Below are 18,093 nucleotides of genomic sequence, written 5' to 3'. Positions count from 1 at the left end.
TAAAAAAAGCCCGATTCTTGGAATCGGGCTTTTTTTATGTACCTGTGTTTTTAATTAAAATTTTAATCCTAAGGTAAATTGGAGCCTAGCCCCTTCACTACCAGCAAAAATGCTCATTTTACCTTGAATAGCATCAGCACTGTTTATCCAAAATCCGCCACCATAGCTATCGTGCCATACCTTACTATCTTCACCTTCAGACCATACTCTACCCAGGTCATATCCTCCGTAGATCCCTAACTGAAATGGTAGGAAGCTTGTTTTAACCGTATTAAACGAGTAACGAAGATCTGCACCGGTTCCAAAAGCACTTTTACCTGAATACCTTTCAAATCTATAGCCTCTTAAACCAGAATCAGCACCAAGTTGCGCAGATTGATAAAATTCATATTCAGTTCCAATATTTATGTGAGCCTCTGCCCTGGTCTTTAAGACCAATTTCCTATTACGCGTTAAAGCATTATAAAATCCCATATAAGGTTTAAAATAACCATACTGTCGTCCAGGATCTGCAGTATTAATCTTTCCTCCTAGATTTAATTCAAACAACATTCCCCTGGTAGGATTTAAAACATCATCATAACTCTCATATCTATACATCGCATCCAGTCCCGCAAAGTATTTTCTCGCGAAAAAATCTGGATCTGAAGTCATATAGTCTTCAGTAATAAATCGTCCTTCATCTTCCTGAACTTCAATTCCTTCGAAGCTAGCTGTAAATCCAAAGAAACTACCGAATGGAGTTTTATTTACCATTGCGACCTTAGCACCATACTCATTCAAACCAACTCTATTGTAATCTAAATCCAGGTCTTCATCATAATTTTCTGTCTCATTTCCAAGACCGAAAAAGTTTTCAGAATACTTCGGACTGGTATAATTGGCTCCAACCAGCAAATTGTATTTTCCCACGATACTAGCAAATTCAGCTTCATAATTCAGTTCAAAACCATTGGTTGCTGAATGGTATTCACCGTAGAAAGTATACTGTGACGTAAAGGGATTTCTCTTGAACTTATTGATAGACTTCACATATTCAAGGCTGAATGAAAATGCATCATCCGGATTATAACCCAAATCTGGCAGAATAGAACCAGAGGCAAAAGTCTTTTTATCCTTATCATAAGTGTTTATTTCGTAATTATCAGTAAACCTGACTTTGGCACTATTAAGATCATTTACTGTATTCGGCAACGATTTATGATCGTAAAGTTTTAAATTACTTCCATTTTCTACAGTGTAGATATCATTATTCTGCCCACCGATAACCCGCACGAATATTTTACCAGGACCGGTTCCCTTAACAAGAATTTTATCATCATCATCTAAACCATAAACCCATATTTCTTTGGTCTCACCCACTTTATAGATCTTATCGCTTAGAATTTCTGCTCTTTCACCATCTTTGTTGCGTGTTATAGTTACCCTGGTATTCCCATCATCAAGCCTAACTACATCAATAAAATCATCTTTATCTGTACCAGTCACGATCGCAAGCGTTGCCAATTTTTCATAATATCTCTCGGCTATATCAACAATATTATTTCGGCGTCCTTTTACGTTTTCAATTAGGCTCTCTGTGGTCTCCCCTTTAGTTTCTTCAGGTAATTTGGAGAAAGCATTGACTATAGCTTCATCGGTAACATTCTCCTGAATGTATTTCGCCTGCTCTAACCAGGTCTCTTTTCCGGTATTCTGAAGCAACGAACGGTCAAGTCCCATTGCGGCAATATTGAACCACTCCACATCCTTTATATCATCACCGTAAACAGCGAACTGATTAGCAAAGCCAGTTAATGCCCGCAACGTTCCAAAAAAGGCTCCGTCAAAATTTGAAAACACCTGGTCACGATCACGAGGAATTGGTTCAAAAATATGATTTCCTTCAGCATCCTCTATTTCTGCCCATCTCCATTGATCCTGGTGTCTATCCCAATCGCCAATTAACATATCGAACATTCTTGCTCTCACGTAAGCAGCTTCATCCAGAGTATATTTTTCATCTCTCCTCAACCTTTCGATCATGTCTGCAGTACTTACGATATCATGATCTGGACTTCCGAAATACTCATATCCTGTCCAGCCCTCTTCAGGCCTTTCTACAATCATATAAATATCATCACCATGTACAGAATTATATTTTCCTAGGGCTTCTTGCTTTGGTAAATAGAACACTTCAGGATTAGTATGATAAACGCCCGCCGCTTCACTAAGTTCCGGAATTGCTAAAAATCCATAAGGATGCGCGGCAGTATAAAAATCTGTCAGCAGGTTTTCTGCAACCGTATTTTCCAATTTATTCTCTACTGGCTGATTCTTGAAAGCTACATTCTGAAGAAATAGCAAAGCGTCTTTTCGTAATCTCCTAATGTTATATTCTCTACCCAAGCTATCTTTTACTCGTAATGAAACCGTCTGATGACCTCCACCTTCACGAACAACTTCAAGTCCGCCATATAAAGTATCAAGATCAGCAACCTTAAGCGTTACTTCTGTACCATACAACTCACGATATCTTTCACCCCAGACCGTTTCATGCACCGGACTTTTTTCTGTATCCTCGTCATTTTTATAGATCGAAGCGGTAACGGTCTCCGGAAAACTATCCGGGTAGTCTTTGAACTCAAAAGGAACTGGTGTTTCTAAAACTTCTTTCTGAAAAAGTAATTTTGGCTTATTATCCTGGTTCCCATAAAAACTTACCCATGAAGATCCATCCTTAAAAACATCAAGGACCGCGAACCCCTGTCCGTTATATGCAAATACACCATCATTACTCAAGGTGGCGTAAGATGCCTTAGATCCAGAACCTGATACGATCTGCTTAACACTATCATGTTCTATATACTGAAGCGAATGCTCGTGTCCTGAAGCAAAAATGACTCTTTCAGAACCCTGAGCGATCACAGATAACCTGTTTGCTAAAGATTTGTAACGATTATTCTGCGCATCCTGAATAGAAACTCCACCTGTAGTTCTAATCAAAGTTGCCAGTGAACCTAAAACTGGAAGAGGAATTTTCTTTTGTGAAGGATAGATATGTCTATCTATGGTATATTGACCTCCATGCACACCGTTTGTATATACAGGATGGTGTAAGGCGATCAAAACTGTTTTATTCTGATTTTTCTTGATCTCAGATTCCAATTCAAGGAACATCGCTTCCCTGGTTTTGATCTGTTCGCAATTGTCATTTATTTTAGGGTTTTTATCCCAATCTTCCAGATACCACTGCGAATCGATCACTATTAGCTGAATATTTTCAGAAATATCCAAAGACTGCAGGCCGCATCCAATTTCAGGACTCCATAGAAGAATATCTTCAAATTTATTCTTCAAATAATCCTTTTGGCGTTCCAGACCGTTCAGTTTTTCATTGTACCAATCATGATTCCCTGGAATTACTACGACCTTACCTTTATAATTTTCTATAGCATCTAATTGGGCATCCAGGCGGTATTCGGCTTCTTCCCTTTCAGACGAGCCTTCTGGTGGCATCCCGTCAGGGTAAATATTATCGCCCAGAAAAATTGTGTAATTGTCGGTCTTGTTAACAGAGTCTAAATAAGACTTAAAAGCAATTAATCCTAAAGAGGTGCCTCCAGGAGGTGAATATCCACCATCTCCTAATAAGTAAAATGACTTTTCAATCTCTTTATTCGATGGGTATCCGAAATCAGATTTTGGTTCACCATCTCTATATTTGGGTTCCACCGTAGCACACGAAAAAACTAGGAATAAGAGGACGAAAGGGGCTAAAAGTTTAACTTTTTTCATAGAAAATTATGGTCAATTTTTTTTGTAATTTGGTCGATGTTACAAAGAACTTCATGTATGAATAATCTCATTGAGAAAGCCGATAAATTTGTTGAAGATTTATTTAAAGAAAAACTGCCAAACACCTTTATTTATCATAATTACCAGCACACTGAGCGCGTGGTTAAAAGTACTAAAGAATTAATCGATAATTCTGAAATTAATGTTAAAGAGGCTGAGGCTCTTATTCTTGCAGCATGGTTCCATGACACAGGCTATATACACGTTTACAACGGACATGAAGAAAAAAGTGCGGAAATAGCTGAGTCTTTTCTAAAGGAAAATAACGCTACTGAAGAACTTCAGAAAAAGGTAAAAAAATACATACTTGCCACAAGGTTTTCGAGTACTCCTGAAGGACTTGAAGAAAAGATAATTCGTGATGCCGATTCATCACATTTCGGGAAAGATTATTTTGAAGAAACGAGCGAATTTCTGAGACAGGAACTAGAGCTTCATAATATTCGGAATTTCACCAATGCGGAGTGGCTTGAGGAGAATATCCTTGTTTTTACTGAAAAGCACCAATATTATACCGATTATGCCATAGAAAATTGGAAACCCAAAAAGGAAGAAAATCTTTTAGAGTTAATCGAGAGTAAGAATAAACAGGAAAAAAAGCTGAAAAAGGAAGAGCACAAAGCTCGAATGAAGGCTAAATATAAAAATGAGAATCCTGAAAGAAGTATACAAACTCTATTTAGAGTTACTCTAAGGAACCATATAAAACTAAGTGATATTGCAGATACTAAAGCGAACATTCTGCTTTCAGTAAACGCGATCATCATATCTCTTGCGCTTGCCAATTTAATCCCTAAACTGGAAGCTGAGTCGAACAAACACTTATTAATTCCGAGTTTAATCCTTGTACTTTTTAGTGTAGCTTCTATAATCCTTTCCATCTTATCTACAAGGCCTAATGTCACATCTGGTGAATTCACAAAAGAACAGGTAAAGAACAGAAACGTGAATTTACTTTTCTTCGGAAATTACCACAAAATGCCATTTGACCAGTTTAAATGGGGTATGAACGAATTGATAAAAGACAAGGATTACGTTTATGAAATGCTAATGCTGGATCTGCACTTGCTCGGTAAGGTTTTACACAGAAAATATTTTCTGCTGAGACTTACTTATACAGTTTTCATGCTGGGAATTATCATATCAGTGATCGCCTTTATATTGGCTTTCTACTTAATGTAGTTCCTCCATTAAATCTTCGTAATTGATAGTATTTTCAGGGTGATTTCGGTCTGGTGAATAAAGAATATTCACGCGGATAGCTTTTAAACCTACCACGCCCTGAACATCTTCTAGTTCCAATAGTTCCACCTCGTCTCCAAAATAATTCTTAGCCTGAAGGTATTTGATATATTGTAAATACTCTCTTTCATCACTGCTTTGTGAATAGACTATCGTCATTTTACCTTTTTGGGTAACACGCTCTTCTGTGCCCTTTACAAATGCTTTATCGATTCTCTTCTTAATAATCTCATAACGAGCGTTATAAGTCCCGTCCACATCAAATTTCTTTTCGTCCATGCGGTAACGAATAGACATGGTACTGTTATAAACAAGAATTAGTGATGCAGCCTCCAGTTTTATCGGTGTATTCTCCTGTAACTGGTAGAATCTGTTTTCCATCTCACACATCGTACTTAGCTGCCAAAGCCTTAAGTTGAATAAATAAACCTTGTTAAAAGGCTTTTTATTTGCCATGGAAGCGCCTATGTACATATTGTGATCTACCCCATCAGTCTTATATCTTTCAAAATAGTGAGGATATATTCCCTGCGCCTGAATCTGTTTTCGATCAATATACCTGGACATGGTTCGGTTGATCTGCTGAACGGTTTCATCATACTTTTTTCTATGATTATAAACCAGTCCGGTTTCTGGATTGAGCATTCCAGTGTATTCTTCAACTAGCTTTTTAATATCTGCAGACTGTTTCTTTAAATGACTCATTAAAGGGTTCACTTCCTTCTTCAATAAGTTGAAAACCTTCTGTTCACTGCTTGCATTAAGATTATTCTGAAGTTCTTCCTTAAAATCTGAAATTCTATATTTTACCTGGTCGTATATTGGCAATTCTTCAATATCGTAGGCTTTCTTAATTATATTCTGAATGATCTCTAACTGATCCAGTAAATCTCTTTTAATTGCGTCATTTCTAGCTTCAGAAGAAGCCACAATATCGATCTGACCATAAAGCGGATATACATCCTTAAAAGAAATGTCTTTGAATGAAGCTAATCCATCCTTGTCATAATCCTTAATGAATTTCTTGGCTTCTTTTTCAAAAACCCATAGCACACTTGGGTGTATCGAAGTGCATTCGCTTTGAATAACCGCTTTCACCCTATTCTCAAAATCATTTCGATTTCGCTCAACGGTAGTTACGATATAAGGTAGAATATCATCAAGTTTGATAGCGTTAATACTATTTAGCTCATTCTTTCTAGCAGAAACCAATTCCAGGATCCCTAATAATTTTCCGCTCTTAGCAATTGGAGCCAACAGACAACTTTTAACCTTATTCTTTTTCAGATTCTTTGCCAGCAGGTTGTCATTCTTTTTGAGATAGCTATCTACGTTAGATATAGTGAAATACGAATTCTCATCAATTAATTTCTGAAAACCTTTTTGGCAAATTCCGGTGTCGCAATCGTTTACCAGCTTATCGTCGAGGATGAAACTTTTTGCTTCTTCGTTATCCATTCTTTCAAAAACCATATCTCTACGATTATAAACTGTGAATCCAACTCTAAGGTCAGGGATCTTATAAATGGAGCGGAAAATTTCCTGAAGCTTTTCCAATTCTTCCGCTTCATTAACTTCTTCGAATAAAAGGGTGGTTTTTAATTCTGAAATCGCGTCATCAATAGTTACATCGGTTAGGTTTACTATGGTAAACCCTTTGAAGATATAAGTATTTGGCGGAAATTTCTCCTTCCAAAGATCAAGATCATCCACATTCTGTAGTAAGACATCAACATCATTCTGAGTAATTTCCGGAGCTTCATCCTTTTTGAAGATCTCAACGAAATCTGCATTCATCGCGATGCGGTAATGTCTTTTGATCCCGTCCTTATCAGGTATATCATAGTACATTGGTCTTGAGACATCAACTTCATAATTATAATATTGCTTCAGGATCTGGATACAGGCGAAAATATAAATGACATCATCATTTATGTTTCGGAATGCGATCTCAAAATCATCTCCGGCTTCCTTGAGAATTTGGGTTAGCCTTTTTGAAGAATTGAAGAGAATATTGTGAAAAGGGACGGCAGCCGCTTTAATTTCATTGTTGGTAAGTATGCTTGGAAACAGATCATCTAATAAGATCTTTATTGGTTCCTTATACTTTTTTAAAAGTTTCGGGTCTTCAAAACCTTCCGTCAGCTCGGGATAATCAGAAATATATTCAAGCATATTCTCCATGTATTCCTTAGAAATACTGCTCTCTATCTCCTTTATTTCCTCTTCATACTCTTCAATGACTTTATGAAAACTGATATGGATTTCGAATGGAAAATCTTTTACTTGCTTCATCATAACCCGATAATTTACGGTAAAATTAAAAGTTACGGAATCCCCGATATAGGAAGCTTCCTTAAATTAACAATAATTTATAAATATAGGATACCTATGAGACATGAGTTCTTTATTTTTGCATAAAATCACAGATAAAATGAAGAAAATATCGATAATCTTTTTCGCTATAACACTAATATTAGTAGGATGCCAGGAAGATCAAGGTTACTATTTAAGTGGAAATATTTCAGGCTTGGAAGATGGAAAAAAAGTTTTTATTTCTGAATACGATGCTGAAACTAATTCAGCAAAAGCCTTAGATACAGCAGTGATCCAAAATGGAAAATTTGAGAAGGATATGGGAGAAATCGATCTTCCAAATCTTAGCTTTTTGAGATTTGAAGGCTTAAATGGTAATGTCATTTACATTTCTGAAAATCAAAAGATCAATTTTACCATTGATAAAGATAGTTTAAGGGAAGCCGAAATAAGCGGCGGGAAAGAAAATAAAGCGCTTTCAGAATATTTGAACCATCTAAAAGAAGTTAATACAAAGATGGGCAAAATGCAGCAGGATATGAGACAGGCGATGATGGATCAGGATACTGAAAAGCTTGAAAGTCTTAGACAAGAGCAGGCAGAATATAGAGATAACGACGAAAATTTCAAAAAAGAGCTATTCAACAGGAATAAAGATTCTTATTTATCTGTCATGATTCTGAATGATATGCTAAGGATGAGAACTCTATCATCTTCTGAAGTGAGAGAAATGTACAATGGTATCTCAGAGAGGATAAAAGAAACCCCAATGGCTGAAAATCTTGCATCTGCTTTGGAGTCTGCAAAAGCGGCAGAAGTTGGTAGCAAAGCACCAGAATTTAGCGCTCCTACTCCTGAAGGAGACCAATTAGCACTGAACGATAATTTAGGGAAAATCACAATCGTAGACTTTTGGGCTGCATGGTGTAAACCATGTAGAATAGAAAACCCGAATCTGGTCAAGACCTATAATAAATATAAAGACCAAGGGCTAAATATTATCAGCGTTTCTTTAGACAGGCCAGGACAAAAAGAAAGATGGATACAGGCCATCAAAGACGATAACCTGGAGCAATGGGATCACGTTTCCAATCTACAATTCTGGAATGACCCAATTGCTAAGAAATATAAGATCTCTGCTATTCCGGCTACTTTCGTGCTAGATGAAAATGGAGTGATCGTAGCAAAGAACCTACGAGGAACTGCTCTCGAAAATAAAATTGGAGAACTTCTTCAATAGAAAAATTTCAAAATAAAAAAAGGCGCCGATTGGCGCCTTTTTTTATTTTATTGAAGTTCAAAACCTACATTGACTTTAATTTTAATTTCCAGTTCCCCTGGCGCAATTGTTTGCTGACTTCCTTTTGCAGCACTCATTTCAACAGCCTCGTCCATTCTATAAACCGGCTGGAAACTATTATAATCCATTTCAGAAATAGTAACAGCTTTTCCAATATCCTGTCCTAAAGGTTCAGCTAGCTCCCTTGCCCTATTTTGAGCATCCAGAACCGCGAGTTTTCTAGCTTCCTTTTCATATTTCTCCATTTCAGAAGATTTAAACTGAATCCCATCAATTCTATTCAACCCATTTTCAAGCAGTCCTTTCATTATTTTCTCATAGTCAGTCAAATTCTCGAAACGAATAGAAATAGCCTGGTTAGCTACATAACTATAGGTTTTATCATTGTAATCATATCTTTTGTTCAGATTGACATATTCCGTTTTGATATTCTTTTCAGCAATATTCTGAGACTTTAAATACTTGATGACCTTATCAACAACCTCATCATTCTGCTTTTTAACTTCTGCTGCTGAAGACCCTTCGTGTTCTATTCTCGATTTTATGAGTACTTCGTCTGGCTCCACCTTAACTACACCTTCCCCGGTTACGTTTACGATAGACTTGTCCGAATGATCCTGAGAGAATAAAGGAACTGATGCCATTATCGCAATAATTACAAATAACTTTTTCATTTAATTAGATTTTTAGTTTTAAATGAGATAACCAAGAAGAATACCAAACTATAGATATCCTGTTCTTTGGAGTAAAAAAAGTATTACGATTGGAATTGCTAATAATAGCACCATGAGCAAATGACTTTCAAAAACCCAGGGAGCCAGAATCATGGTTAGGATATAACCTCCGGTAGCTCCTCCAAAATGGGCGTCATGGCCGATATTGTCTGTTTTACGTTTCATCCCGTAAATGGTATAAAATAAATAGCCAATCCCAAAAACATAAGCCGGAACTGGAATTATAAAGAATAATCCCAAAGTCATATCTGGTTGCAATAATATAGCAGAATATAATATTCCCATAACCGCTCCACTAGCACCAACCGCAGTATAATTAAGGTCATTTTTATGGAAATAATAGGATAGTAAGTTACCTAAAAGCAAGCTGCCTATATAAACAATTAAAAATGCAGGAGCTCCCAAAGCATAGATCACTACATTGGCGAAAAAGTAAAGCGTAAGCATATTCACAAAAAGATGCCCGGTATCTACGTGCAGAAATCCAGATGTGAAAATCTGAAATTTTGAGCCTCTTTTTATATCGGCAATATTGAATTTGTATTTGTTGAAAAATGCCCGATTGCTAAAACCTTTAAAAGAAATTATAACATTTACCGCGATAAGGGCTAATGTCACAAGGTTTAAATCTCCCATATTTGCTTAAGTTTAATTTCAAATATACCATATATTTGCGGAAAGAATTTTTATGCAAGGCTTAGTTTTCTGGCTAGTTTACCCCATTCTCTGGTTTATTTCCAAATTACCGTTTCCTGTTTTTTATTTCGTTTCAGATATGGTTTTTGTACTGGTTTATCATATAATCGGTTACAGAAAAAAAACCGTGAAAAATAACCTTGAATTAGTATTTCCGGAAAAGTCTGAAACTGAAATAAAACGAATTCAGAAAAAATTCTACCATCATATGTGCGATATGTTTCTGGAAATGATCAAAAGCATCAGTATTTCAGAAAAAGAAATTGGCAAACGTTTCAAATTTAATAATGTGGAATACTTGCGAGAGCTGGAAAGCAAGAATAAAAGTCTCATTATCATGCTTGGCCATTATGCCAGTTATGAATGGATAAATGCTCTAATGTTGTATGGTATTAAGCATAGTACTTATGGTGTTTACAAGAAAATTAAAAATAAGCATTTTGATAGGCTGGTAAAGAATATTCGAGGCAGGTTTGGCGGTACCCTTATTCCTACCTATAAAACCACGGACACCATCAGAGTGAATAATGATAAAGGTATTTTTGCTAATTATGCAATGATCGCTGACCAGTCACCTAAATTAAGTCGGGCGAAACACTGGATTCATTTCATGGGACATCGGGTTCCTGTATTCGAAGGGTCTGATAGATTAGCAAGGAAACTGGATATGTCGGTAGTTTATCTCCATGTTGAAAAAACAGGAAGGGGCTATTACGAGGCTACGCTAAAATCAATTACGGAAGATGCTCCAAATGAACCGGAACATTACATAACTGAAAAGTTTATCGAGTTGCTGGAAAAACAGATCAGGAAAAAACCTGAATATTATTTATGGACTCATAAACGATGGAAACATCGCAATGAGCCCATTCCTAAAAATGCCGAAATAATCAATTAAGCGATAATAGATTCAATTTCTTTGATCATTTTCTGGGCAAGCTCATCTGCTTCCTCCTGAGATTTTGCTTCAGTATAAATTCTTATTATTGGCTCTGTATTAGATTTTCTAAGGTGAACCCAATTTTCAGGAAAATCAATTTTTACACCATCCACGGTAGAGATTTCTTCACTTGAATGTCTTTTTTCTACTGCTTTTAGTACGCCATCCACATCCAGATCTGGAGTTAGCTCAATTTTATTTTTACTCATAAAATATGATGGATATTCGGCTCTGAGATCGGCAACTTTTTTACCATTTTCAGCTAAATAGGTAAGAAAAAGAGCTGTTCCAACAAGACTATCACGACCGTAATGAGATTCCGGATAAATAATTCCTCCATTACCTTCACCTCCAATAACAGCGTTATTGTCTTTCATCAATTGTACAACATTTACTTCTCCTACGGCACTTGCTTCGTAATTACCATTATGTTTCTGAGTGATATCTCTTAATGCTCTTGAAGAAGAAAGATTGCTCACCGTATTTCCAGGAGTTTTAGAAAGAACATAATCTGCACAGGCAACCAGCGTATATTCTTCTCCAAACATCTCGCCATTATTATCTATAAAAGCAAGTCTATCTACATCTGGATCTACCACGATTCCGAAATCTGCTTTTTCTTTCTTAACGAGCTCACAAATATCGGTCAGGTGCTCTTTTAAAGGTTCTGGGTTATGAGGAAAATGTCCATTTGGTTGACAATACAATTCTATCACCTCTACTCCCATTCTTTTAAGAAGAGCTGGGATAGCAATACCACCGGTTGAATTTACCGCGTCAACCGCAACTTTTAAATTTGCCTTGGAAACCTTTTCTGCATCAACCAGTTTTAATTTCAAAACTTCATCTATGTGTTTTTCAATATAATCATCAACTCTCGTGATTTCTCCAATATCATCGACCTGGGAAAATTCAAAACCTTCTTTTTCTGCAATGTCTAAGATTTCAGCACCGGCAGCACCATTTAGAAACTCCCCTTTACTATTCAATAATTTAAGAGCATTCCATTGTTTAGGATTATGGCTTGCAGTTAGAATAATTCCACCATCAGCATTCTCCAGCGGAACAGCAATCTCAACAGTAGGAGTAGTAGAAAGTCCAAGATCAATAACATCAATTCCAAGACCAGTTAAGGTATTCATGGTTAATTCCTGAATCATTTTCCCTGAAATACGAGCATCTCTACCCACAACTACTTTAAGGTCGCTTTTTCCAGATTCCTTTTTTAACCATGTTCCGTAAGCTGCAGCAAATTTTACAGTATCCAGCGGTGTTAGGTTCTCACCTGTCTTTCCACCTATGGTTCCTCTTATTCCAGAAATTGATTTAATTAATGTCATTTTACTATTTAAATTTTTATTATAAAAAATTTGAAATCCCTGGGAAATCAATATTTAGCAAATATACATGGCTCTATTCCTTCTCTCCAAAACTTAACAAAAATTTACCCTGAGAAACTTAAATTTGTATCTTCCCACAATGAACTTTTTGGCGCATATCTACTTATCCGGAAGTAATGATCAGGTGAAAATTGGAAACTTTATGGCTGATTCCATTAAAGGCAAAAAGTATAAGAAATACCCTGAACAGATTCAAAAAGGAATAATTTTACACCGCGCGATCGATTTCTATACGGATACGCATCCCATTTTTAAACAAAGTTCTCATAGGTTGTTTGATCGTTATGGTCATTATTCAGGAATAATCATGGATATCTTTTATGATCATTTCCTGGCCGCAAATTGGGAAGAATTCTGTAAAATTCCTCTCAAAGAATATAGCCTTAGTTTCTACGGTTTATTGAAAGATAATTTTGATGTGCTACCTGCAAAAGTCCAAAATTTTCTACCTTATATGATTGAAGATAACTGGTTGCTGAGTTATGCTGAGATTAAAGGGATTGAGAAAGTCCTTGGAGGAATGAATAGACGAGTTGGCAGAAACTCTAAAATGAATCTCGCCACTTTTGAATTGAATAAGTATTACTCGGTTTTTGAAAGTGAATTCAGGACTTTTTTTCCGGATATCGTTGAATTTAGCCGAAACAAACTTCAGGAAATAGAAATTGAATAAAAAAAGACCGGCATCTTTACCGGTCTTTTTCTTTAACTAAATTCAAATTTACCTAACGAATCTCCATCTTCCGTCGATCAATTCAACCTCTTTTAGGTTTTTTCCTTTTTCAACCCACCATTTATCATCCTTTCTCAAAACCATCACCCCTTCAATAACATAATATTCGCCATTGATATAATTAGTCTCTGGATTTGTTGGCTCAGGATTAGTAGGTTCGGGCTCTGTAGTGCTTCCGGTTGTTTCTTCAGTTGAAGTGGTGCCCGCAGTCTCCTCTGTTGTAGCGCCAGGATACATCACATTGATTCCTTCAATATCACCAGGAGATAGTCCTGAACGTTGTGCTGAGTAAAGGGAACCATCTTTTTTGGTGATCGTTGGCTGTCCTGTAGCTGAAAAAGAATAAGGACTATACATCATAATAGAACGAAGATCCAATCCTTCAGAATAATCTGCACCGTCCCAACCTGCTTCAACATAAGTATAGAAATTATGTTCTCTTCCTGATAAAATATTGTCAAAGTGAACGGTTATGGTTAGATCTCTATCGGCTCTACTTTGCTCATGCCATAGACCTACAGCGTGACCAATCTCATGAATCGTATTTCCTGTTGTACACGCATCAGCCAAAGAAATTGGCTGTCTTCCTCCTACCATTCCAACGTAAGATGAACAACCGCCTCCAGGTGTAAAGTATATGTAATTTGATTCTGAAGTACGTTTCACAAATCTCACCGCAGTATTACTTTCCCAGTGATTAATAGCGTCTGTGACACGTTGCTGATTTGGCAGCGATGAATCTATTTCATAATAAACAATGTTATCTGGCCAGAAATATTTGGTTCGGCCTACACTCTTATTTGTAGTGGCAGGATCTTCATTTGCTTCCAGTACTAGATTTACTGGAGATTTTGAAACGTTTGCCTCGGGTAGGAAAATATCTCCTTGATAAATATATTGCCCGTTGAGTTGCTCTACGGGTAATTTTTTACCTGCGAAATAGATATCTGATACTATGCCTGTTTCACCAGGAAATGCTACTTCAGTAATATCATCTTGAAAATTAGATGGAGGATTATTTTCTTCAAAAGAAGAATCAGAAATGTTGTCTTCACTACAGCTTAGAAAAGCCAATAATGGAATAGCTAAAAGATACTTTAGATTTTTCATAAGTAGGGATATTATGTTAAACTTGAGTTTTGATCGCTTGATTTGGTAAAAGCGAAATAGAAATGAAATTTATTATTTTATCGGTAATATTTAAATTTGGCCGATTGCAAAGCAAGGAATTGTAAAAAGTTAAAATTTTAACTGAGTAAATTATCTACAAGAACTGTGATTTTAACTAATTATTTACACAGAAATTGACCTATCTACAATTGCAGTAGATAGGTCAAAATTTAAATTCTTATTTAGAAAACATACCTCCATCTACCGTCAACAAGTTCTACCTGTCTCCAACCGATAGAAGAATAGTAGTACCATCTATCAAAATTTCTTAAAACTGTAAGCCCTTCAATGGTATAATATTCACCATTGATGTAGTTTGGTGTAGCTCCACCATCACTGGAATATATTGCATTTGCCCCCTGAACATCCCCGCCAGAAAGAGCACTTCTTTGCGCACCGTATAAGGATCCATCCTTTCTTGTAATCGTAGGTTCTCCATTTTTGGAAAAAGAATAAGCGCTATACATCATAATCGAACCGAAATCTAATTTAGAAGTAAACTCATCTCCATCATATCCTGCTTCTACATAGGTTTCAAAATTATATTCTCTTCCACTTTGGATATTATCCCAATGTATAGTCACATAATTATCTCTATCAGCTCTACTTTGCTCGTGCCATAATCCTATAGCATGTCCAATCTCATGTATAGTATTTCCTGTAGAACAAGCGTCGGCTAGAGTTATAGGCTGCTTTCCTCCAACCATACCAACGTATGAAGAACATCCTGAACCTGGTGTGAAATAAATGTAATTTGACTGGCCAGATCTTTTTACAAATTCAAGATTTGTATTGGCCTCCCAATGGTTGATAGCATCATAAACTCTATCTGTATTAGGCAGACTACCATCAATTTCATAATAAACAACATTATCTGTCCAATAGTGAGAAGTTCTGGCTACACTTTTTTCGGCAGGAACCTCTTCGCCCATTTCATAAACCAGTTTTACTGGACTTTTAGAGGCTTTACCTTTCGGAATGATAATATCTCCTTGATAAATGTATTTACCATTTACATTCTCAACCGGCATCTTTAGACCAGTATAATAAACGGTGGTTTTTGAGCCTTTTGAATCAGGGTACGCGATTTCTGTAAGGGCATCAGAAAACTCAGTAGTTTGAGTTTGCGTTTGTTCTTCAGTTTCGATTTGGTCTGAAACCGGATCTTCACTACATGCCATAAATACAATAGAAGACAGTAAGAAGATAAACTTCAAATTTCTCATAAGTAGGTTTTTGTTTAAATTTTAATTTTTGTTTCGTTTTCTGTTCAGTTTTTTTACAAAGTCTGTTCCAAAAGTATTAACTCGATTTTAAGTTAAATTTTTAACAATCAAATTCTTACATTTCTCTAAATCTCGTCAGATTTCAATCATCAATCCTTTAATCTAAAACCGTTTAAAAAGTAGTTTTAGAACGGTGAAATACCTAATAAAACGGGGGTCAATTAAATTTTTTAGAAGGTATTTCCTACACGTATTTCACTGAACTTCAGTGTCTAACATATAATTATTTTAGTTTGATGAGCAAATAATTTAATTTTTTTCAAAAAAAAAGCTGTCCGGATAAATCCGGACAGCTCACACATAATCTCTTTTGAGAATATGTATTTAACCCGCAAAATTAGTCACCCCCCGGTCAAATAATTGAGACGGGCTAATTTTTCACCTACTAATTAGTAGGACAAACATTAGTAGTTACTCTTATTTCAATCGGATAAGAGAAGTTACCTTCTATAGTATTATTTGTGTCAGATTCGTCAACACATACTACATCACCAGTGTCTGGATTTCTTATTTCGATAAGATAATTAGTAACGTTAGCTGATCCTGAGTCAAAAGTGTAGACAATGTCACCAGAAACAATCTCAATTCCCCAGGTTGCAACATCTATAATCACATCCTCATCTGCATCTACCAAAGGAACACCAGTATTCTGATTTATTTCTATCCAGCTATCTGCAGTTTGACCCTGAACAATCGCTCGAAAACAACCATCTGGGGTAGCAGGTATCATAAGATTACATGCTGTGGGCTCGTTACAAGTGTTACTTGAGTCACCTGGACATGGATCATTACTATTTGCAACATAACCATCTGGCTGAGAACATGCTACAATAGAATCATTAGGATCTCCTAATCCATCTCCATCTGCATCTCTGTAGTAAACATTATTAGCTACTCCAATTGATGGGTCGTTATCATCACAATCATCTGCTGTTGAAACTCCATCACAATCTGCATCATTTACATTTGAGTTGGAATTTGCAGCATTGTCAGGATCGCAGTCTTCACTATTTATTGTTCCATCTCCATCGCAATCGGCATTAGGATCAGTTAGATCACATTCTACTACATCTTCGCATCCGTCACCATTTGTATCTGTTTCTGGCTTAATACCAGGACATTGATCAAAATCATTATCCACATATCCATCTGGTTGAGTACAAGCGACTACAGAATCATTTCGATCTCCTAAACCGTCACCGTCAGTATCAGCATAATAGGTAGTGTTTGCAGCACCTACAGATGGATCATTATCATCACAATCATCTGCAGTTGGAACGCCATCACAATCTGCATCATTTGCATTAGTAGTTTTAATACTGGCATCATCAGGATCGCAGTCAACTCCGTTAAGAACTCCATCCCCATCACAATCAGCTTCAGGGTCATCAAGGTCACAACCTACTTCGCCTCCATTATCGCCACAACCAAATCGTAAGTGTCTGTATTCAACATTATCACTACCATTAAAGTTTGCAATAATATCTAAATAACTTAAGGTTCCAGAAATAATAAGTGGATCAACATCCCCATAGTTCCCAGCCCAATCTGATAAAGTAGCTTCAAAATAAATATATGGTTCATCTTCTTCTACGCCTTCTGGCAAAGCTGGTAATGCGAAACAAACCGGTTCGGTATAATATTCTCCACTTTCTTCATATTGAGAAGGAGTAGGTCCAACATTCGAGTAAAGTACGGTTCCAGAATCATTTGTTCCATACCAAATATCTACTTCGTAAGCCGCAGTAAAGTGACGACCATTTTCATCACAGTAATTTGCAAAGAAACAGAAATCAAGTGCCACATTTGTCTCTAATTCAAAGAATAGGTAACCATATTCATTCACCATTCTTTTGTCATAGCAAAGAACTTCAACATCAACATATTTTTTTGTTCCCGCAGCCAGGTTTATGATTTTTGGTAAGGGTGAATCTACGTAAGCACCAAGCGAACCTTCGGTTGTTGGAGCTACCCAGATCAAATTATCATTTTCATCGTATACTGTAAATTGTTGTAGTGTATAAACTCCAGCGGAAAGTTCAAGATTTTCATCTTCCAGCGTAAAATATTCTGCTTCACCATCATCATCATAATCTCCAGGAGTATCAGTTAAAGGAATATCCAAAGATGCTGGTCCATTATAGCCATCCCCAGTTAATTCCACCCTCACATATGCAGGGGCTGCTTCAGAACAAACAGGAAAATCTCCCAAATGATCTTTCTGCTGAGATCTCGTATTATTGAAATCGTGCAAAATAGTTCCAAATGAGAGGATTGCTGTTTCTGAATCACCAGTAGCATTCACGTTGTTTTCATCCTTAGAACAGGAACTGAAAAGTAGGGTGAGCATGAATACACCTGCAATTAATTTATTATAGATTTTCATCTTAATGCTTTTTGGTTAATTAAAATCTGGGAGAAGTTTGAACCTTCTCCCAG

The 18,093-nt window shown here is 36.4% G+C and carries 12 protein-coding genes; 4 read left to right on the top strand and 8 right to left on the bottom strand.

The features are described 5' to 3' along the window. Nucleotides 1-54 precede the first annotated feature (54 nt). Nucleotides 55-3,777: a metallophosphoesterase gene (locus AC2S94_RS10490; RefSeq protein WP_484628555.1), complete on the bottom strand. Its 3,723-nt coding sequence runs from the start codon at nucleotides 3,775-3,777 to the stop codon at nucleotides 55-57. A gap of 57 nt (nucleotides 3,778-3,834) precedes the next feature. Here AC2S94_RS10490 and AC2S94_RS10485 point away from each other — a divergent pair, with 57 nt between their 5' ends. Further along, complete coding sequence (locus tag AC2S94_RS10485) at nucleotides 3,835-5,019, top strand: Pycsar system effector family protein (RefSeq protein WP_484628554.1); 1,185 nt, start codon at nucleotides 3,835-3,837, stop codon at nucleotides 5,017-5,019. Here AC2S94_RS10485 and AC2S94_RS10480 read toward each other — a convergent pair. Further along, nucleotides 5,011-7,377, bottom strand: a complete 2,367-nt coding sequence (locus AC2S94_RS10480) for a GAF domain-containing protein (protein WP_484628553.1) — start codon at nucleotides 7,375-7,377, stop codon at nucleotides 5,011-5,013. The genes AC2S94_RS10485 and AC2S94_RS10480 overlap by 9 nt on opposite strands. Nucleotides 7,378-7,513: 136 nt before the next feature. Here AC2S94_RS10480 and AC2S94_RS10475 point away from each other — a divergent pair, with 136 nt between their 5' ends. After that, nucleotides 7,514-8,635, top strand: coding sequence for a redoxin domain-containing protein (locus tag AC2S94_RS10475; protein WP_484628552.1), 1,122 nt, complete (start codon nucleotides 7,514-7,516; stop codon nucleotides 8,633-8,635). A gap of 47 nt (nucleotides 8,636-8,682) precedes the next feature. Here the strand turns inward: AC2S94_RS10475 and AC2S94_RS10470 are convergent, their stop codons facing one another. Together AC2S94_RS10470 and AC2S94_RS10465 are read right to left on the bottom strand one after the other, a co-directional pair. Continuing rightward, the gene (locus tag AC2S94_RS10470; RefSeq protein WP_484628551.1) at nucleotides 8,683-9,369 is read right to left on the bottom strand and encodes an SIMPL domain-containing protein; all 687 of its coding nucleotides are present in this window, start codon (nucleotides 9,367-9,369) and stop codon (nucleotides 8,683-8,685) included. 48 nt (nucleotides 9,370-9,417) lie between these two features. After that, nucleotides 9,418-10,065: a rhomboid family intramembrane serine protease gene (locus tag AC2S94_RS10465; RefSeq protein WP_484628550.1), complete on the bottom strand. Its 648-nt coding sequence runs from the start codon at nucleotides 10,063-10,065 to the stop codon at nucleotides 9,418-9,420. A gap of 52 nt (nucleotides 10,066-10,117) precedes the next feature. Between AC2S94_RS10465 and AC2S94_RS10460 the strand changes: the two genes are divergently transcribed. Beyond that, on the top strand, nucleotides 10,118-11,023 hold the full coding sequence (locus tag AC2S94_RS10460; protein WP_484628549.1) for a lysophospholipid acyltransferase family protein: 906 nt from the start codon (nucleotides 10,118-10,120) through the stop codon (nucleotides 11,021-11,023). On the opposite strand, the gene glmM is transcribed toward AC2S94_RS10460, so the two are convergent. Continuing rightward, nucleotides 11,020-12,405 (bottom strand): phosphoglucosamine mutase, encoded by a 1,386-nt coding sequence (glmM, locus tag AC2S94_RS10455; RefSeq protein WP_484628548.1) that lies wholly within the window; start codon nucleotides 12,403-12,405, stop codon nucleotides 11,020-11,022. The genes AC2S94_RS10460 and glmM overlap by 4 nt on opposite strands. 139 nt (nucleotides 12,406-12,544) lie before the next feature. On the opposite strand from glmM, the gene AC2S94_RS10450 reads away from it, so the two are divergent. Further along, nucleotides 12,545-13,138 (top strand): acyl carrier protein phosphodiesterase, encoded by a 594-nt coding sequence (locus AC2S94_RS10450; protein WP_484628547.1) that lies wholly within the window; start codon nucleotides 12,545-12,547, stop codon nucleotides 13,136-13,138. Between the two features lie 48 nt (nucleotides 13,139-13,186). On the opposite strand, the gene AC2S94_RS10445 is transcribed toward AC2S94_RS10450, so the two are convergent. The 3 genes from AC2S94_RS10445 to AC2S94_RS10435 form a co-directional block, all read right to left on the bottom strand. After that, nucleotides 13,187-14,308 carry a M12 family metallopeptidase gene (locus tag AC2S94_RS10445; protein ID WP_484628546.1) on the bottom strand — a complete coding sequence of 374 codons (1,122 nt, stop codon included), beginning with the start codon at nucleotides 14,306-14,308 and terminating at the stop codon, nucleotides 13,187-13,189. Between the two features lie 242 nt (nucleotides 14,309-14,550). Beyond that, nucleotides 14,551-15,594, bottom strand: a complete 1,044-nt coding sequence (locus AC2S94_RS10440) for a M12 family metallopeptidase (protein ID WP_484628545.1) — start codon at nucleotides 15,592-15,594, stop codon at nucleotides 14,551-14,553. Between the two features lie 445 nt (nucleotides 15,595-16,039). Beyond that, complete coding sequence (locus tag AC2S94_RS10435; RefSeq protein ID WP_484628544.1) at nucleotides 16,040-18,040, bottom strand: hypothetical protein; 2,001 nt, start codon at nucleotides 18,038-18,040, stop codon at nucleotides 16,040-16,042. Nucleotides 18,041-18,093 lie beyond the last annotated feature (53 nt).

Source organism: Christiangramia pacifica (assembly GCF_057221535.1).
Note: the sequence above shows the minus strand (reverse complement) of the source record. Positions and strands in the feature narration are given on the sequence as shown.